Source organism: Kibdelosporangium aridum (assembly GCF_900176515.1).
In the GTDB taxonomy this organism is placed as follows: domain Bacteria; phylum Actinomycetota; class Actinomycetes; order Mycobacteriales; family Pseudonocardiaceae; genus Kibdelosporangium; species Kibdelosporangium aridum.
This window is the reverse complement of sequence record NZ_FWXV01000011.1, coordinates 186,838-204,679: the sequence shown is the minus strand read 5'-3', so window position 1 is coordinate 204,679 and position 17,842 is coordinate 186,838. Positions and strand designations below refer to the sequence as shown.

The window sequence follows — 17,842 nt, the reverse complement described above, 5'->3', positions numbered from 1 at the left end:
TTATGTTTCAAGACCCCGAGGCGACTCGGCTACTGGCAATATCTCCTCATTTGGACGACGCAGTCCTTTCCATTGGGGGCGGTCTCGCCCAGGCGGCGCAGGACGGTGCCAAAGTGACTGTTTATACGGTGTTTGCCGGTACCGCGCCACCTCCTTATTCCCCGGTGGCGGAGCGAATGCACGCGGTCTGGGGTCTCTCGCCGGATGACGACGCACCGCTTTATCGGCGAAAAGAAGATGTCGCCGCGCTTGATCACCTAGGGGTGAGCTATCGGCACGGCCGATTCCTTGATTCGATCTATCGCACGTTGCCCGATGGCCGGTGGCTGGCAGACCACGCAGAGGGCGGGCGGAAGCTGTCAGTCAGCGAGCACGCGCCGGACGGTGACCCTGATCTTGTTGCTGAGATCAAGGACGACATCAAAGCGATGATCGACGAGTGCGCTTCGACGTTGGTCGTCACGTGCGCGGCCATTGGCGGTCATCCCGACCACGAGGCCGCGCGAGATGCCGCACTGCTCGCCGCGCGTGAGAAAAACATTCCGATACGGCTGTGGGAAGACCTTCCCTATGCGGTATTCCGGCCAGCGTCGGTCGAATTGCCGCAGGGCTTTCACCTCGGCTCTCCCGATTTCAGCTCCGTCGCGACAGAGATGCGGACACGGAAATTTCAAGCCGTGGAGTGTTATGTTTCCCAACTGGCGATGCTCGACGGAAACGACGTCAGTATGTTCGACCGGCTGGACGAGCATGCTCGGAAAACTTCCCCACATGGCGGTTACGGCGAAACGACCTGGCCGGTTATCTGTAAGGAAGACGACAGCTGAGCAAATCCACGCTCGCGTGAACTGAAGTCCTGCTCTCCACCATCGACGCCATATCGAGCCCGGAGGTACAGAGTGTCTGCAACACTCACTCATCTGCCGGCGCCGCCCCAGGACCTCGTGTCCGATGACGGCCGACCCAACCGCTGGGCGGTATGGCGCTCGCCTCCTGGGCAGCCGAAATGGGCCCGGCCCGCGCTGCTGGGCATCGCGTTCGTGGCACTGGTGCTCTATGCCTGGAACCTCCCGCTGGTCGACTACGCGCCGCTGTACTCGGACGCCGTCAGGAGCATGTCCGGGAGCTGGAAAGCGTTCTTGTTCGGCGCCGTCGACCCGGGGGCGACGTACACGCTCGACAAGCTCGCCGGGTCGTTCGTACCGCAGGTCATCTCCGCCAAGATCTTCGGCTATCACGCCTGGTCCCTGGCGCTGCCGCAGGTGATCGAGGGCGTGATCTCGGTGCTGGTGATGTACCGGGTCGTGCGGCGGTGGGCGGGCGTGGTGCCCGGCCTGCTCGCCGCGGGCATCTTCACCCTCACCCCGGTCGCCGCGTCCATGTTCGGGCACAGCATGCAGGACGGCCTGCTGACGATGTGCCTGCTGATCGCCGTCGACTGCTATCAGCGTGCCGTTCTGGAAGGACGCCTCCGGTCGCTGGTGTGGGCCGGTGTCTGGGTCGGGCTGGGTTTCCAGGCCAAGATGATGCAGGCGTGGATGATCCTGCCCGCCCTGGCGGTCGGCTACCTGCTGACCGCGCCGATCGAAACGCGCCGCCGGCTGAAGCACCTGGGGATCGCCGGGGTGGTGACGTTGGCGGTGTCGCTGTCGTGGGTAGCGCTCTACACGGTCACTCCTGCCAGCGCCCGGCCGTACGTCAGCGGGAGCACGAACAACAGCGCCTTCGCCATGGTGTTCGGATACAACGGCCTCGGGCGCGTGGGCATCGACATCCCCGGCGCCGCGGACGCCAACGGCAGGAACGGCCCGAAGGTCGGTCCGAGGGGCGGCGGTCCACGGGGCGGTCCGAACGTCCAGGAGGGACCAGGGCCGAATGGTCCGCAGGCCCAGGAAGGTGCCGGGCCGAACGGTCCGAAGCCCCAGGAGGGATCGGGTCGCGGGAAGGTCGGTCCGAAGGCTCTCGGCCTCCCGCCGATCGCTCTGGGGCAATTGGGCGGGCCACCCGGAGGGGACCAGTCCAAAGTGGAGAGCAGGCCGGACCCGATGGGGTGGACCAAGCTGTTCGACGGCCACCTCGGCGTCGCGATCGCCTGGCTGTTCCCGCTCACGTTGCTGGCTCTGCTGTGCGGGCTCTGGTGGTGGCGGCGGGCCGAGCGCACTGACCCGGTGCGCGGCGGGGTGGTGATGTGGGGCGTGTGGCTGGTGACCTTCGGCTTCGTGTTCAGCGCGAGCGCGGTCGCGCACACCGCGTACGTTGCCTCACTCGCGCCTGCGATTGCTGCCCTGTCCGCTCTCGGCATTGTGATGTTCTGGCGGGCATACCGGCGTGGCGGCAGACAGGGTTGGCTGCTGCCGGCCGCGGTTGCGGCCGAACTGGCTTGGTGCGCCTGGCTGTGGTCCCACTACCCCAACTTCTTGCCGTGGGCGAAATGGGGCTCGCTCGTGCTCGGCGTAGCCGCCCTCGCTGTGCTGGTTTTGGCGCGAGTGATCAAGCCCGTCTCCAACGCCCTGGTCACGGCCGGACTCGCCGTCGGCGTCGCAGCCATGCTGGCCGCGCCCGCCACGTATGCCATCTCCGTCCTTGATCCCAATTACTCCGGCAACTCCTTCGACGCCAATGCCGGACCGGCATCAGGCTCCGCGTGAGGTGAGCCCGGTGAAGACAATGAGGATGAGGGGATCGAATGACCGAGGTCGTCACCCAGCTCACGGCCCCTGCGCGGCCGATCGAGGTGCACGACGCTGCCAAGCGGCACATCTACCACCGCCAGATCCGCTTCGCCGACATCGACGCCCACGGCCACGTCAACAACGCCCGCTTCCTTGAGTACCTCGAGGACGCCCGGATCGCCCTCTACCTCGACTACGCGGGCGTACTGCAGGAGGACCGCAACGGGCTGCCCTCGGTGGGGGTCGTGATCGTCCGGCATGAGGTCGGCTACCGCAAACCGCTCAAGTTCCGGCACGGCCCGGTGCGCATCGAGTCGTGGGTGACCAAGATCAACGGGGCCAGTTGCGAGATGGCCGCGGAGATCTGCTCGGACGAGGGTGTGTTCCTCGAGGCCCGCTCGACGATCGCGGCGGTCAACCCGGATACCGCGAGGCCGCGTCGCTTCACTGTCCTCGAGCGCGCTTTCCTCGAGCGCTACATGCCGTGATGCGCATTCAGCTTCCTGCGGTATTCCAGTGTCGCTCACGCCCCAGCATCGTCAATCCTTCGATCATGTCGGAGATGGATTTCTGCCAGTAGTTTGGCCTTATGAGCAATCAAATAGAGCGCGGATCCGTGCGGACCGTCCACGCGGATGTCCTGCTGGCCTCGGTAGGCGAGAGAGGCGTTCTGTGCGACTTCTATGACGAGGACGCCGCGGGCACTTACCAGGATTTGATGCGCGAAGAAGAGGATGGCACCCCGGAAGCGCGGGAGTTCGCCGCCCACATTCGCCCGGCCTCCGGACCGGTGCTTGAGCTCGCGGCTGGAACGGGCCGGCTGACATTTCCTCTGCTCAATCTCGGCTTCGAGGTAACCGCCCTTGAACTGTCGGCCGCGATGCTCGACACCCTCCGTGGACGGTTGGCGGACGCCCCTGCGGACGTCCGGGACCGGTGCACCGTGGTCCAGGCAGACATGACCGCCTTCGCGTTGGCCAAGCGCTTTGGAACGGTGCTCGTCAGCCCGGGCACCATCGATCTTCTTGACGAGGCCGACCGGCCCGGCCTGTACGCGTCGGTTCGTGAGCATCTCGCGCCGGGCGGGCGATTCTTGCTCAGCCTTGCCCAGTCGGACGCCGTCAAGTCGGAGTCACTCGAGCGCCATCAACAGTTCCCAGGCAAGAGCGGCCGGCTGTACAAGATGCATGTCAAAGCGTTCCCTGCGGAGAAGATCCGCGAGGTCACCATCTACCCTGCCGATGAAACGGCTGACCCGTTTGTCGTCTGCACGAGCCGCATCAGGATTCTCAAAGTGGATCAGATGGTGGCGGAACTGGAAGAGGCCGGCTTCGACGTGATCACGCGGACTCTGCCCGCTTTCAAGGAAATGTTGTTGCTGGAGGCGACACCGAGGAGCGACTCCTCGTCGTGACCCGCCACGCTCACGCCGAAGCCGTACGGCGCGGATGAGCAGATGAGTGGTGCGGGACTTTCGCGCAGGCAGACCACGGCCGGGCGCGAGCAGGTTGCTTGACGGGCTGACCATCGCCCGCTGCTCGCCCCGCCGCTGTCCACGACCCGGATCGGCGCAGATCGACGCGCAAGCCCGTCTTCAGAGGCGTGCGGTGATGAGTGCGGCGAGCCGGGAGACGCCCTCTTCGATCAATTCCGGCGTGAGCAGGCTGATCGACAGCCGGAGTTGGCTGAACCCGTCCTTGCCGCCGTAGAAGTGATGCATCGGGGTGAACAACACGCCATGGTCGCGAGCAGCGTGTGCCAGCAGTTCGTCGTCGACGGTGAAGGGCACGGTGACGGTGACGAAGAAGCCGCCCGTCGGTGTGTTCCAGCTGACTCCGGGGCAGGTACCGAGCCTGCGGGACAGTTCGCCCAGCGTGAGGTGGAGGTTGCGCTGGTAGATGGCAATCTCGCGGGCATTGGCCTTGGTCAGGCTGAAGTCGTTGAGCAGGAGCTTCCCGGCGATCACCGCCTGTGCGATGGGGGAGGTGTTCACCGTGAGCATGCCCTTGAGTTTGGAGAGCTGGTCGGCGAGCAGGCCGCCCCCGGCCACCTGCTGGTCCGCCACCACGTAGCCGACTCGGGCGCCGGGCATGCCGGTCTTGGCGAAGGAGCCGATGTAGACCACGTTTCCCGACCGGTCGAGGGATTTCAGCGACGGGAGGCGTTCGGATCCGAAGAGCCCGTACGCGTTGTCCTCCAGCAGCAGGATGCCGTTGGCCTCGGCGACCTCGAGCAGGCGGTGGCGGGCGGGCAGGTCCATGCTGGTGCCGGTGGGGTTGGCGAAGTTGGGTGTCACGTAGCAGGCCCGGACCCGCTTGCCCTGTTCGTCGGCGCGTTTCAACTGCAGGACAAGGTCTTCCGGGTCGATGCCGTTCCCGGTCGACCGGACCGGCCAGACGGGCGTGTCGGTGAGCAGCGCCGCTCCGGTCAGGCCGACGTAGGTGGGGGCGGGGGCGAGCAGCACGTCATGTTCGTTCGCGCGCAGCGTGCGCAGGATCAGGAACATGGCCTCCTGAGCGCCCACGGTGACGACCACGGACTCAGGGGAGGCGTCGATGTTCTCGTCCTCGGCGAGGTTGCGGGCGATGAGATCGGCGATGACGCCTTTTGTGGTGCCGTATTGAAAGAGCGTGCGGGTGACCACTGCCTCGTCCAGTTTCCGATCGCGCCGCAGATGCTCGCAGTAAGCGTCGATGTACTCATGAATGAGACGGACGTCGAAAAACTCCTCATACGGCCGGCCAGCTGCCATGGAAATGGCTACCGGATATTCGTCGATCAACTCGTTCAGAAGGTTCATCGACGAGATGGCCGGATCGGTGAGCGATCCGTGTAGCGTTTCCATGCTCAGCTGGGTGGACAGACCGTATGAATCCATGAATACTAGGATTTCCGTACGCAGTCGAGGTGTCAAGCAACGGCAGTGGACGCGATCTGACGGCGATTCTCGCTGATTTCCACTCCAGTACTCACCGGGGAACGAGTGGTAGTCGAATGTCCATCGTCAATTCCGCCAGACACTCGATCTCTGCCGGTACGGTCGGACGAGTGCGCCACAGCACCTGGGGAAGGGCACAACCGTTGAGGGGAAACAAGAACTCGTCGCTGCGCGCCCGTGCATGTGCGGTGGGCGGGGGAGGACCTGCATGCTGATGACAACTGAGACCGGGATCCGGTTGTCGTACCACGACCATGGCGAGGGTCCTCCTGTCCTGTTGCTGACCGGCACCGGGGCGCCGAGCTCGGTGTGGGACCTGCACCAGGTGCCCGCGCTGCGCGCCGCCGGATTCCGCGTGATCACCATGGACAACCGTGGCATTCCGCCAAGCGACGAAGGCGCGGACGGGTTCACCATCGACGACCTCGTCGCGGACGTGGCCGCCTTGATCGAGCACCTCGGCGTGGCGCCGTGCCGCGTGGTCGGCACGTCGATGGGCTCGTACATCGCCCAGGAGCTGGCACTGGCCCGTCCGGAACTGCTGGACGCGGTCGTGCTGATGGCGGCGTGCGGCAGGAGCAGCCTGGTCCAGCGGGTGCTCGCGGAGGGCGAGGCGAAGCTGATCGAACTGGGCACCGAGCTGCCATCGGGGTACCTTGCCGCCGTCCGCGCCATGCACAACCTCGGACCCGCAACGCTCGCTGACGACGACCTCACCGCGGACTGGCTCGACCTGTTCGAGGCGTCGGACGGCCGGGGACCGGGTGTCCGGGCGCAGCTGCGGCTGAGCGCGTTGCCCGACCGCATTGAGGCCTACCGTGGGATCAAGGTGCCCTGCCACGTCGTCTCGTTCGAGCACGATCTCGTGGCGCCGCCGTCGGCCGGACGGGAGCTGGCCGCCGCGATTCCCGGTGCCACACACCGCACCATCCCCGGTTGCGGGCACTTCGGCTACTTGGAGAACCCGGAAGCGGTGAACCGGGAGCTGATCCGGTTTCTCCGCGCCGAGTCCGCCGCGCGACTGGAGGAGACCGCATGACCGGCGCGTTACAGCCGCCATCCACGGCGCCTGCACTGTTCGAGGCAACCGCCGCCGCGGTGCCGGACCGACCGGCAGTGGCGATGGGTACCACCACACTGACCTACGCCGAGCTGAACGGGGAGGCCAATCTCCTCGCGCGCCGGCTCGTCGCGCACGGGGTCGGTCCGGAAAAGCTTGTCGCACTGGCGATGCCGCGGTCGATCGAGTTCGTCATCGCGATCCTGGCCGTGCACAAGGCAGGTGCCGCGTATGTGCCCGTCGATCCGGACTATCCGGAGGATCGCAAGCGGCACATGCTGGACGACACGTCAGCGCACTGCCTGCTGGCTCTGCCGGGGCAGGACGTGGCCGGTGCTTCCGTTGTGATGACTGTGGAACGGCAGCCAGGCCGGTCCGAGCCGAACCTGACCGACCAGGACCGGCTCAGCCCGTTGCTTGCCGATCACCCCGCGTACGTCATCTACACATCGGGCTCGACCGGGCAGCCGAAAGGCGTGCTGGTCACGCATCGAGGCATCCCGAACCTGGCCGACGACTACGTACGCCGCCAGAACCTGTTGCCGGACAGCAGGTTGCTGGCTTTCGCGTCACCCAGCTTCGACGCCGCCGTCGCCGAGTTCTGGCCGATCTGGCTGGCCGGTGGCTGCCTGGTGCTCGCTCCCGCGCCGGACCTGATCCCCGGCGAGCCGCTCGCCCGGCTGGTGCGCGACCAGCGCATCACCCACATCACGTTGCCGCCGTCCGCGCTGGCACCGCTTGAGGAGGGCGGCGGCCTGCCCCCGGGACTGACCCTCCTGGTCGCGGGCGAGGCGTGCCCGGCTCCGGTCGCGAAAAGCTGGGCACGGGACCGTGTCATGATCAACGCGTACGGCCCGACCGAGGCCACGGTCGCGGTGACCGCGAGCGACCCGCTGACCGGCGAAGGCACGCCACCGATCGGCAGGCCGATCACCGGTGTCAGCACTTACGTCCTGGACGACCGGCTGCAGCCTGTCCCAGACGGGGACGTGGGCGAGCTGTACATGACCGGCCCTGGCCTTGCCCGCGGTTACCTGCGCAGGCCGGCCGCGACCGCGGAGCGGTTCCTGCCGAATCCCTTCGGTGGCCCGGGTGAGCGCATGTACCGCACCGGCGACCGGGTGTGGGCAGGGTCGGACGGCCAGCTCGTCTTCGTCGGCCGCGTCGACGATCAGCTGAAGGTTCGTGGTCACCGGATCGAGCCAGGCGAGGTCGAGTCCGCGCTGCTCGCGGTGGACGGGGTGGCCCAGGCCGTGGTGACCGAGCACGACAACAGGCTTGTCGCTTACGTGGTCGGCACCGCGGGTGTGCGGGTGGCTGCCGAAGACCTCTTGCCACAGTTGCGAAAGCAGCTGCCCGGTTACTTGGTGCCCGACGTGGTCGTGGGCTTGCCGCGGCTGCCGACGTCGCCGAACGGCAAGGTCGACCGGACCGCCCTGCCCGATCCCGATGGCGCCGAACGCGTGACCTCGGGGCGGGCGCCGAGCACACCCACGGAGATCCACCTGGCCGAGTTGTTCGCTGAAGTGCTCGGTGTCCGCAGCGTCGGCGTTGACGACAGCTTCTTCGACGTCGGCGGCCATTCGCTGCTGGCGACTCGTCTGGTGGCCCGGATCCGGTCCAGCCTGAAAGTCCGGCTGAGGGTGCAGGCCTTCTTCAACGCGCCGTCCGTGGCACAACTGGCCAAGGTGCTCGACGGCGCATCGACGTGACCTGGAGAGGCATTCATGCGGACGACGAAAGCCGTCGATGCGGTTGATCTCGGCAACCCCGATCTGTACACGACCTTGGACCGGCACGCCCGCTGGCGCGAGCTCGCGGCGCAAGACGCGATGGTGTGGAGTGAGCCGGGCAGTTCACCGACCGGCTTCTGGTCGGTGTTCTCGCACCGGGCGTGCGCCGCGGTCCTCGCGCCGTCCGCGTCGTTGACCTCCGAGTACGGGATGATGATCGGCTTCGACCGGGACCACCCGGATCAGTCGGGCGGCCGGATGATGGTGGTGTCCGAACAGGAGCAGCACCGCAAGTTGCGCAAGCTGATCGGGCCGTTGCTCTCCAGGGCGGCCGCGCACAAACTGGCTGATCGGGTGCGGACCGAGGTCAGCGGCGTCCTCGACGAAGTGCTCGACGGTGGGGTCTGTGACGTGGCTGCGGCGATCGGCCCGCGTATTCCGGCCGCTGTCGTCTGCGAGATCCTCGGTGTGCCCAGCGAGGACGAGGACATGCTCATCGAGCTGACCAACCACGCGTTCGGCGGCGAGGACGAATTGTTCGACGGGATGACGCCACGTCAGGCGCACACCGAGATCCTTGTCTATTTCGACGAGTTGATCACCGCGCGCCGCGAGCGCCCCACCGACGACCTCGTCAGCACGCTGGTGACCGATGACGCGCTCACGATCGACGACGTGTTGCTCAACTGCGACAACGTGTTGATCGGCGGCAACGAGACCACACGGCACGCGATCACCGGTGCGGTGCACGCGCTCGCCACGGTGCCCGGCCTGCTGACCGGGCTGCAGGACGGGAGTGCGGACGTCGACACCGTCGTGGAGGAGGTGCTGCGCTGGACCTCGCCCGCGATGCACGTGCTCCGGGTGACGACCGACGATGTCACGATCAACGGCCGCGAGCTGCCGTCCGGCACACCGGTGGTCGCCTGGTTGCCGGCCGCGAACAGGGATCCCGCCGAGTTCGACGATCCCGACACGTTCCGCCCCGGGCGAAAGCCCAACCGGCACATCACGTTCGGCCATGGGATGCACCACTGCCTCGGGTCGGCGCTCGCCCGGATCGAGCTCTCTGTCGTGCTGCGGGTTCTCGCCGAGCGAGTGTCGCAAGTGGAGCTGTTGGACGAGCCGACCTGGTTGCGGGCGATCGTCGTGCAGGGCTATCGGGAGCTTCCGGTGCGGTTCACGGGGCGTTGACTGGGGGCGCGCTGACAGACGTCAATGCGAATCGGCCGAGTCCTGGCGCTCGGTCAATTCGGCATAGAAACCTTTTTGCTTTGAGGTTGTCGTGACCCGGTGAGGTGTCAATGGACAACCATTGATGTGCATTTTGCTTGAAGCCATCCTGTGAACGAGTAGCACTTCTATATTTCACGGAGGACAACCTTGACTGCGGGATCGTCTGTGCAGAATTTCGAGATCGACTATGTGGAAATGTATGTGGAAAATCTCGAGGTGGCTGCGTTCAGCTGGGTGGACAAGTACGCGTTCGCCGTGGCCGGTACGAGCCGGTCGGCGGACCACCGGAGCATCGCGCTGCGGCAGGGGCAGGTGACGCTGGTTCTCACCGAACCCACGTCGGATCGTCATCCCGCGGCGGCCTACCTCCAGACGCACGGCGACGGTGTCGCTGACATCGCGCTGGCCACTTCGGACGTCGCCGCCGTTTACCAGGCCGCGGTGCGAGCAGGGGCAGAAGCTGTCCGCGCGCCGCGGCGGCACACGGACGCAGAGGTCGTCACGGCCACCATCGGCGGTTTCGGCGATGTCGTGCACACCCTGATCCAGCGCGACGGTGCAACGCCCGCGCTGCCTCCTGGCTTCACCGGCTCGCTGGATGTCACCCACCACGGCAGGGGAGATGTGGACCTGCTGGGGATCGACCACTTCGCGATCTGCCTGCCCGCGGGTGACCTAGGTCCCACGGTGGAGTACTACGAGCGGGCACTGGGGTTCCGGCAGATCTTCGAGGAGCACATCGTGGTCGGTGCTCAGGCGATGAACTCCACCGTCGTGCAGAGTGCGTCGGCAGCGGTCACCCTCACTCTGATCGAGCCGGACAAGAACGCCGACCCCGGCCAGATCGACGAGTTCCTCAAGGATCACCAAGGGGCGGGCGTTCAGCACGTCGCCTTCAGCAGCAACGACGCGGTCGGCGCGGTCAAGGCGCTGTCCCAGCGCGGGGTGGAGTTCCTGAAGACGCCGGGGACCTACTACGACATGCTCGGTGAGCGGATCAAGCTGCAGACGCATTCGCTGGACGACCTGCGGGCGACGAACGTACTCGCCGATGAGGACCACGGCGGCCAGCTGTTCCAGATCTTCACCGCCTCCACTCATCCGCGCCACACCATCTTCTTCGAGGTCATCGAGAGGCAGGGGGCCGGCACCTTCGGCAGCGCCAACATCAAGGCCCTGTACGAGGCCGTGGAGCTGGAGCGGACCGGGCAGAGCGAGTTCGGCGCCGCTCGGCGATGACGTACGTTTCCCTGGCCGACCTCGAACGTGCCGCCCGTGCGGGGCTGCCCGGCGAGATCTGGGACTTTCTCGCCGGGGGCAGCGGTACCGAGTCGTCTCTGGTGGCCAACCGCACCGCGCTCGAGCGGATCTTCCTGATCCCCCGGATGCTGCGCGACCTGACGGACACCACCACCGAGGTCGAGATCCTTGGCCGGCGCGCCGCGCTGCCGATCGCGGTCGCGCCGGTCGCGTACCAGCGGCTGTTCCATCCCGAGGGGGAGCTCGCGGCGGCTCGCGCGGCCAGGAACGCAGGCGTGCCCTACACCATCTGCACCCTGAGCAGCGTCGCGCTGGAGGAGATCACGGCCGTCGGCGGCCGGCCGTGGTTCCAGCTGTACTGGCTGCGGGAGGAGAAGAGATCTCTGGAGCTCGTCCGCCGCGCGGAGGACTCCGGATGCGAGGCGATCGTGTTCACCGTCGACGTGCCGTGGATGGGGCGGCGATTGCGTGACATGCGCAACGGCTTCGCACTGCCGGAGTCGGTGACGGCGGCCAACTTCGACGCCGGAACTGCCGCGCACCGTCGTACCCAAGGAGCTTCGGCCGTCGCCGATCACACCGCCCGCGAATTCGCCCCGGCCACATGGGAATCTGTGGAGGCGGTCCGCGCGCACACGGGCCTTCCGGTGGTGCTCAAGGGGGTCCTCGCCGTCGAGGACGCACGCCGGGCCGTTGAGGCAGGTGCCGACGGCATCGTGGTGTCCAACCACGGAGGGCGACAGTTGGACGGTGCCGTGCCAGGCATCGAGATGCTCGGCGAGATCGCCGCCGCGGTCGCCGGCGGCTGCGAAGTGTTGCTGGACGGGGGAATCCGTAGTGGCGGGGACGTCCTCAAGGCAATCGCTCTCGGTGCGTCGGCCGTGCTGGTCGGGCGGCCCGTGATGTGGGGGCTGGCCGCGGCGGGCCAGGACGGCGTTCGGCTGGTGCTCGACCTGCTCGCCGACGAGTTCCGCAACGCGATGGGCTTGGCGGGATGCGATTCGGTGAGCGCGATCCGTCGACTGAGCACCAGGACCCTTGGTACGGCTGATGATCCGGGGAAGTGACTGAGCGGTCCTTGGCATGACACGAAGCCTGCGGCGTCGTTGGAGATCCTGACGGCCATGCTGTTCGCCGGCTGCGCCCGGGTTGGACGAGGCTGGCAGCAGGCCATGGCCGACGCCCGCGGCCGCTGCACCAGGAGATCGCCCGTGTCCTGTCACTGTCCAACGGGTGGATCGACGTGTGTGGTGTCTGGCGGGAAGATCGGTGTGTTTATTGGGGTTTGTTTCTGGAAGGGGTTATTTGTGTTGTCGCGCGCCAGGAAACTGCTCGCGCTCGGTGCCGTCGTGGCTCTGACCGTCCCGCTGACCGGCAGTGTGTCGGTTGCTGAACGGTCCACAAGCGACGGTGACTGGGCGACGTGGCAGAAGGATCTCTTCGGTTCTCGATACGCCGCGGCCGAGCACCGCATCAATGCGCGGAATGTCAAGGACTTGAAGCTGAAATGGGCGTTCGCCTATCCGAAGACCGCGAACTCGATCGCGCGCAGCGAGCCGGCTGTCGTCGGTGACACGATCTACTTCGGCGGCTCGGACGGCAAGTTCTACGCCCGGCACGCGAAGACCGGTGCCGCGAAGTGGGAGTTCGCCCTGGCGTCGGTCAACCCCGCGGAGCGCGCGATCGTGTGGGACGGGCCGGCGGTGTCGGGCGGCAAGGTCTTCTTCGGCGACGCGAGTGGCTACTTCTACGCGCTCGACGTCCGCACCGGCGCGCTGAAGTGGTCGAGTCGCCTCGACGCGCACCCGTACGCCACCGTCACCAGCTCGCCGATAGTCTACAAAGGACGTGTTTACGTCGGCGTATCCAATTCCGAGAACTCCGAGGGCGGCCGGGACTACCCGTGCTGCACGTTCCGCGGCCACATCGACGCGCTCGACGCGGACACTGGAAAGTTGGACTGGCGTTACTACACTGTGCCGCAACCACAGCAGGTCGGCACCTGGCCGAGCGGCGCGGCGAAGTACGAGCCGTCTGGCGTCGGAGTGTGGAGCTCGCCCGTGATCGACCCGTTCACCGGCACACTCTACGTAGGCACCGGCCAGAACTACTCCGGCAGCGGCGGCGACTTCGACACGCTGCTGGCGCTGGACGCCAGGACAGGTGGCGTGCGGTGGAAGAACCAGGTCACCAAGGCCGACACGTGGCGGGTGGAGTGCACCCAGCCGGATCCGGCAGGCTACTGCCCGGGACTTGCCGACGGCACCGCGCTTGACTACGACATCGGCGCCACACCGAACATCTTCCGCGTCGGCCACCGCACGCTCGTCGGTGTCGGCCAGAAGTCGGGCGTCTACCACGTGTTCGACGCCCGCACAGGCGAGGTCGTGTGGCGCCGCCAACTCGGCGTGGCGGCTGGTGGTGGTACAGGCGGCATCCAGTGGGGCTCCAGCTACGACGGCAAGCGGCTCTATATCGCCTCGTACAACGCCAAACCGGGCACGCTGTTCGCGGTGAACCCGGCGAACGGCGACCTGTTGTGGCAGACACCGAACCCGGCGGACGGCTGCACCACCGGTGGCGCGGGGCAGAACCCCGGCCGCTGCACCCTGGCACACGGGCCAGCCGCGACCAGCAGCCCCGGCCTCGTGTGGGAGGGCTCGAACGACGGCAAGCTACGGGCGTATGACTCTGCGAACGGCCGCGTGCTGTGGACCTACGACACGGTCCGCACCTTCACCGGCGTCAACGGAATCGAGGGCAGTGGCAGCGCGATCTCCGGCACCGGCGGCGGTGCGGTGATCGCGAACGGAATGGTCTACGTACAGTCGGGCTACTGGCCGCAGTACCCATCCGACACAGGACGCGTGCTACTGGCGTTCAGCCTTTGATACTCCGGGGATGTCCACCTGCCACGGGTGGACATCCCCGGCGTACCGCTCGTGACGTTGGACGATCTGGACCGCCCAGATCGGCCGCGGTTACCTTCGCGATGAGGCGATGAGATCAACGAAAGGTGAGGTCAATGGCCGTGTCACAGGTCAAGCAGCTACTGAGGAGCAAGCTCCGTACCTGGGGGTGGATGTATCGATGACGACCAGCATCGCGCCGGCCGAGGATCTTTCCGTCCTCACCGGACTGACCGAGATCACCAGGTTCGCCGGCGTCGGGACCGCCGTGTCCGACACGTCCTACTCGCAGTCCGAGCTTCTCGAAATCCTCGACGTCGACGATCCCAAGATCCGGTCGGTCTTCCTCAACAGCGCGATCGATCGGCGCTTCCTCACGCTTCCCCCGGAGAGCCCCGGCGGCGGACGGATATCCGAACCGCAGGGCGATCTTCTGGACAAACACAAGAAGATCGCTGTCGACATGGGCTGCCGGGCGCTCGAGGCCTGCCTGAAGTCGGCGGGAGCGACGCTTTCGGACCTGCGTCACCTGTGCTGCGTCACGTCCACCGGCTTCCTGACCCCCGGCCTGAGCGCACTGATCATCCGTGAACTGGGGATCGACCCGCATTGCAGCCGTTCGGACATCGTCGGCATGGGGTGCAACGCGGGCCTGAACGCACTCAACGTGGTCGCGGGCTGGTCTGCGGCACACCCGGGCGAGCTCGGCGTCGTCCTGTGCAGCGAGGCATGTTCCGCCGCTTACGCCCTGGACGGCACGATGCGGACCGCGGTCGTCAACAGCCTGTTCGGCGACGGAGCCGCCGCACTTGCCGTCGTCTCCGGTGATGGGCGGGTGTCCGGTCCGCGGGTCCTGAAGTTCGCCAGCTACATCATCACCGACGCAGTCGACGCGATGCGCTACGACTGGGACCGCGACCAGGACCGCTTCAGCTTCTTCCTCGACCCGCAGATCCCTTACGTGGTCGGTGCGCACGCCGAGATCGTCGTCAACAGGCTGCTGTCCGGTACGGGCCTGCGGCGCAGCGACATCGGGCATTGGCTGGTGCACTCCGGCGGCAAGAAGGTGGTCGACGCAGTCGTCGTCAACCTCGGCCTGAGCCGGCACGACGTCCGCCACACCACCGGTGTGCTGCGTGACTACGGCAACCTCTCCAGCGGCTCCTTCCTGTTCTCCTACGAGCGACTCGCCGAAGAGGGCATCACCCGGCCCGGGGACTACGGCGTGCTCATGACCATGGGGCCTGGCTCCACAATCGAAATGGCGCTCATCCAATGGTGAATAGCGAACTGGTGCTGCGGCTCGATGGCACTCGGCCACTGTCGGCGGCGTCGGTCGAGGAGCTGGCCGGCCTCTGTGACCGCGCCGAGGACCATCGGGAGTCCGGCCCGGTCACGATCCACGTCACGGGTGCCCCGCCTGCCGGCTGGTCCGAAGGGCTGACAGTCGGTCTGGTCTCCAAGTGGGAACGGGTGGTGCGCCGGTTCGAACGGCTCAGCCGGGTCACGATCGTGGTGGCGTCGGGCGACTGCGCCGGAATGGCACTGGACCTCCTGCTGGCTGCGGACGTCCGGATCGTCGCTCCGGGCACCCGCTTGCTGCTCGCCGAGGCCGGCGGTGCCACCTGGCCGGGGATGACCGTTCACCGGCTCACGCAGCAGGCTGGTGCGGCCGCGATCCGGCGGGCTGTGTTGCTTGGTGCCCCGATCGATGCCGACCGGGCGCTCGCCCTCAACCTGATCGACGAGATCTCCGAAGACCCGGCAGCGACGCTGGCCGATCTGGCCGAGACGGTCGATGCCGTGGACGGCAAGGAAATGGCGATCCGCAGGCAGCTGATCTTCGAAGCCGGCTCGACCACCTTCGAGGACGCGCTCGGTGCTCACTTGGCCGCGGCTGACCGGGCCTTGCGGCGGGAAGCCGCGTCGTGACAACGGATTCCGTGACTCTGTCGCCAGGGCTCGACCGCCGAGCCCTGGCGATGGCGGCTCAACGAGTCGATGACCTGCTCGATGAGCTGCCGTTGCCTCCTGCCCGGACCTCTGCGCAGCGCGACACCGCGTCCTCGGCGCTGGACAAGATCAGGGCGATGCGCGCGGACTACGTCGAGGCGCATGCCGAGGACATCTACGACGAACTCACCGCGGGCCGGACTCAGTACCTGCGCGTCGACGAACTCGTCCGGGCCGCCGCCTCGGCTTATCCCGGCCTGGTGCCCACGGACGAGCAGATGGCAGCCGAGCGTTCGCGGCCACAGGCGGAAAAGGAAGGGCGCGAGATCGACCAGGGCATATTCCTGCGCGGGATCCTGCGTGCCCCGAAGGCCGGTCCGCACCTGCTCGACGCCATGCTTCGACCCAGCCCCAATGCTTTGCGGTTGCTTGGAGAGTTCGCCGAGTCCGGCGTCGTGGAAATGGAGGCGGTCCGGCTGGAGCGCCGTGACGGCGTCGCGTACCTGACCCTGTGCCGGGACGACTGCCTGAACGCCGAGGACGTTCAGCAGGTCGACGACATGGAGACCGCGGTCGACCTGGCGCTGCTCGACCCGTCCGTCCGAGTCGGGATGGTCCGGGGCGGAGAGATGACGCATCCCCGGTACCGGGGGCGCCGGGTGTTCTGCGCGGGCATCAACCTCAAGAAGCTGAGCTCTGGCGACATTCCGCTCGTGGATTTCCTGCTGCGGCGCGAACTTGGCTACATCCACAAGATCGTTCGCGGCGTGTTCACGGGCGGTTCGTGGCACTCGCGGTTCATCGACAAGCCATGGCTGGCGGCCGTCGATTCCTTCGCCATCGGCGGCGGAGCCCAACTCCTGCTGGTCTTCGACCACGTGCTCGCGGCGTCCGACGCCTACATCAGCCTGCCCGCGGCGAAGGAAGGGATCATTCCCGGCGCGTCGAACTACCGGCTCACCCGGTTCACCGGGCCGCGCGTGGCCCGGCAGGTGATCCTCGGCGGCCGTCAGATCCGGGCGGACGAGCCGGACGCACGGTTGATCGTCGACGAGGTCGTCCCGCCGGAGGAGATGGACGCGGCGATCGAGAGCGCACTTGCCCGCCTCGGCGCGGACGCGGTGCTGGCCAACCGGCGCATGATCAACCTGGCCGAGGAACCACCCGAGCAGTTCGGCCGATACATGGCCGAATTCGCCCTGCAGCAGTCGTTGCGCATCTACGGCGCGGACGTGATCGGCAAGGTCGGCAGGTTCGCGGCGGGATCGGCATGAACTACACCCGGGTGCGGTACGAGAAAAAGGACCACGTCGCCTACGTGACGATGGACCGGCCCGAAGTGCTGAACGCGATGGACCGGCAGATGCACGAGGAACTCGCTGGCATCTGGGATGACGTCGAGGCCGACGACGAGATCAGGGTGGTAGTCCTGACCGGCGCGGGGAATCGCGCGTTCACCGTCGGCCAGGACCTCAAGGAACGCGCTCAGCGCAACGACGCCGGCGAGGAAGAGTCGACATTCAGCAGCCGGGGCCAGGCAGGCCATCCCCGGCTGACCGACCGTTTCACGCTCTGCAAGCCGGTGGTCGCCCGGGTACATGGCTACGCGCTGGGCGGAGGCTTCGAGCTGGTGCTCGCCTGCGACATCGTCATTGCCTCGACGGAGGCGGTATTCGGCCTGCCAGAGGTCCAACTTGGACTGATCCCGGGGGCGGGAGGCGTGTTCCGGCTGCCGCGGCAGCTGCCGCAGAAGGTGGCGATGGGCTACCTGTTGACCGGTCGCCGGATGGATGCGGCGACGGCCCTTCGATACGGACTGGTGAACGAGGTCGTGCCGCTGGATGAGCTGGATCAGTGCGTCGCCGGATGGACCGACAGCCTCGTGCGCGCTGCCCCGCTCTCGGTTCGCGCGATCAAACAGGCCGCACTGCGGTCGCTCGACCTCCCTCTCGAAGAGGCATTCACCGCCACGTATCCCTGGGAGGAGCGCCGCAGGCGGAGCAAGGACGCGGTCGAGGGCGTCCGGGCCTTCACCGAGAAACGGGATCCGGTTTGGACAGGGCAATACATGTGAAGATGGG

Annotated in this window: 15 protein-coding genes; 14 read left to right on the top strand and 1 reads right to left on the bottom strand. The window is 66.9% G+C overall.

All coding sequences use genetic code 11. The features are described from left to right. Positions 1–2: 2 nt before the first annotated feature. The 4 genes from B9C43_RS43765 (at position 3) to mpaM (ending at position 4,086) form a co-directional block, all read left to right on the top strand. The gene (locus B9C43_RS43765; protein WP_084433286.1) at positions 3–827 is read left to right on the top strand and encodes a PIG-L deacetylase family protein; all 825 of its coding nucleotides are present in this window, start codon (positions 3–5) and stop codon (positions 825–827) included. 72 nt (positions 828–899) lie between these two features. Continuing rightward, a complete protein-coding gene (locus tag B9C43_RS43760) occupies positions 900–2,648 on the top strand; it encodes an ArnT family glycosyltransferase (protein ID WP_084433285.1) in 1,749 nt (582 codons plus the stop codon). A 38-nt stretch (positions 2,649–2,686) separates the two neighbouring features. After that, complete coding sequence (locus B9C43_RS43755; RefSeq protein WP_051895527.1) at positions 2,687–3,160, top strand: acyl-CoA thioesterase; 474 nt, start codon at positions 2,687–2,689, stop codon at positions 3,158–3,160. 128 nt (positions 3,161–3,288) lie between these two features. After that, a complete protein-coding gene (gene mpaM, locus B9C43_RS43750) occupies positions 3,289–4,086 on the top strand; it encodes a daptide-type RiPP biosynthesis methyltransferase (protein WP_033383671.1) in 798 nt (265 codons plus the stop codon). A 180-nt stretch (positions 4,087–4,266) separates the two neighbouring features. Here the strand turns inward: mpaM and B9C43_RS43745 are convergent, their stop codons facing one another. After that, a complete protein-coding gene (locus B9C43_RS43745; protein ID WP_084433284.1) occupies positions 4,267–5,550 on the bottom strand; it encodes an aminotransferase-like domain-containing protein in 1,284 nt (427 codons plus the stop codon). 268 nt (positions 5,551–5,818) lie between these two features. On the opposite strand from B9C43_RS43745, the gene B9C43_RS43740 reads away from it, so the two are divergent. From B9C43_RS43740 to dpgD, 10 genes are all read left to right on the top strand, one after another. Beyond that, positions 5,819–6,649 carry an alpha/beta fold hydrolase gene (locus tag B9C43_RS43740; RefSeq protein WP_084433283.1) on the top strand — a complete coding sequence of 277 codons (831 nt, stop codon included), beginning with the start codon at positions 5,819–5,821 and terminating at the stop codon, positions 6,647–6,649. Next, on the top strand, positions 6,646–8,382 hold the full coding sequence (locus B9C43_RS43735) for an amino acid adenylation domain-containing protein (protein ID WP_084433282.1): 1,737 nt from the start codon (positions 6,646–6,648) through the stop codon (positions 8,380–8,382). Before B9C43_RS43740 ends, B9C43_RS43735 begins: the two co-directional genes overlap by 4 nt. Positions 8,383–8,397: 15 nt before the next feature. Next, positions 8,398–9,597, top strand: a complete 1,200-nt coding sequence (locus B9C43_RS43730; protein WP_033383664.1) for a cytochrome P450 — start codon at positions 8,398–8,400, stop codon at positions 9,595–9,597. Positions 9,598–9,804: 207 nt separating this feature from the next. Further along, a complete protein-coding gene (gene hppD, locus B9C43_RS43725; protein ID WP_407657159.1) occupies positions 9,805–10,878 on the top strand; it encodes a 4-hydroxyphenylpyruvate dioxygenase in 1,074 nt (357 codons plus the stop codon). Continuing rightward, positions 10,875–11,966, top strand: coding sequence for an alpha-hydroxy acid oxidase (locus tag B9C43_RS43720; protein WP_084433280.1), 1,092 nt, complete (start codon positions 10,875–10,877; stop codon positions 11,964–11,966). The genes hppD and B9C43_RS43720 overlap by 4 nt, the downstream gene beginning before the upstream one ends. 240 nt (positions 11,967–12,206) lie before the next feature. Continuing rightward, a complete protein-coding gene (locus B9C43_RS43715) occupies positions 12,207–13,790 on the top strand; it encodes an outer membrane protein assembly factor BamB family protein (protein WP_033383659.1) in 1,584 nt (527 codons plus the stop codon). Positions 13,791–13,989: 199 nt separating this feature from the next. Next, positions 13,990–15,090, top strand: coding sequence for a 3,5-dihydroxyphenylacetyl-CoA synthase DpgA (gene dpgA / locus B9C43_RS43710; RefSeq protein ID WP_084433279.1), 1,101 nt, complete (start codon positions 13,990–13,992; stop codon positions 15,088–15,090). Then, on the top strand, positions 15,084–15,740 hold the full coding sequence (gene dpgB / locus B9C43_RS43705; RefSeq protein ID WP_084433278.1) for an enoyl-CoA-hydratase DpgB: 657 nt from the start codon (positions 15,084–15,086) through the stop codon (positions 15,738–15,740). Before dpgA ends, dpgB begins: the two co-directional genes overlap by 7 nt. Continuing rightward, entirely contained in the window at positions 15,737–17,035 is a 1,299-nt protein-coding gene (dpgC, locus tag B9C43_RS43700) for a (3,5-dihydroxyphenyl)acetyl-CoA 1,2-dioxygenase DpgC (protein WP_200825965.1), read from the top strand. The genes dpgB and dpgC overlap by 4 nt, the downstream gene beginning before the upstream one ends. Beyond that, positions 17,032–17,835, top strand: coding sequence for an enoyl-CoA-hydratase DpgD (dpgD, locus tag B9C43_RS43695; RefSeq protein ID WP_084433277.1), 804 nt, complete (start codon positions 17,032–17,034; stop codon positions 17,833–17,835). The genes dpgC and dpgD overlap by 4 nt, the downstream gene beginning before the upstream one ends. The last annotated feature ends 7 nt before the right edge of the window (positions 17,836–17,842 follow it).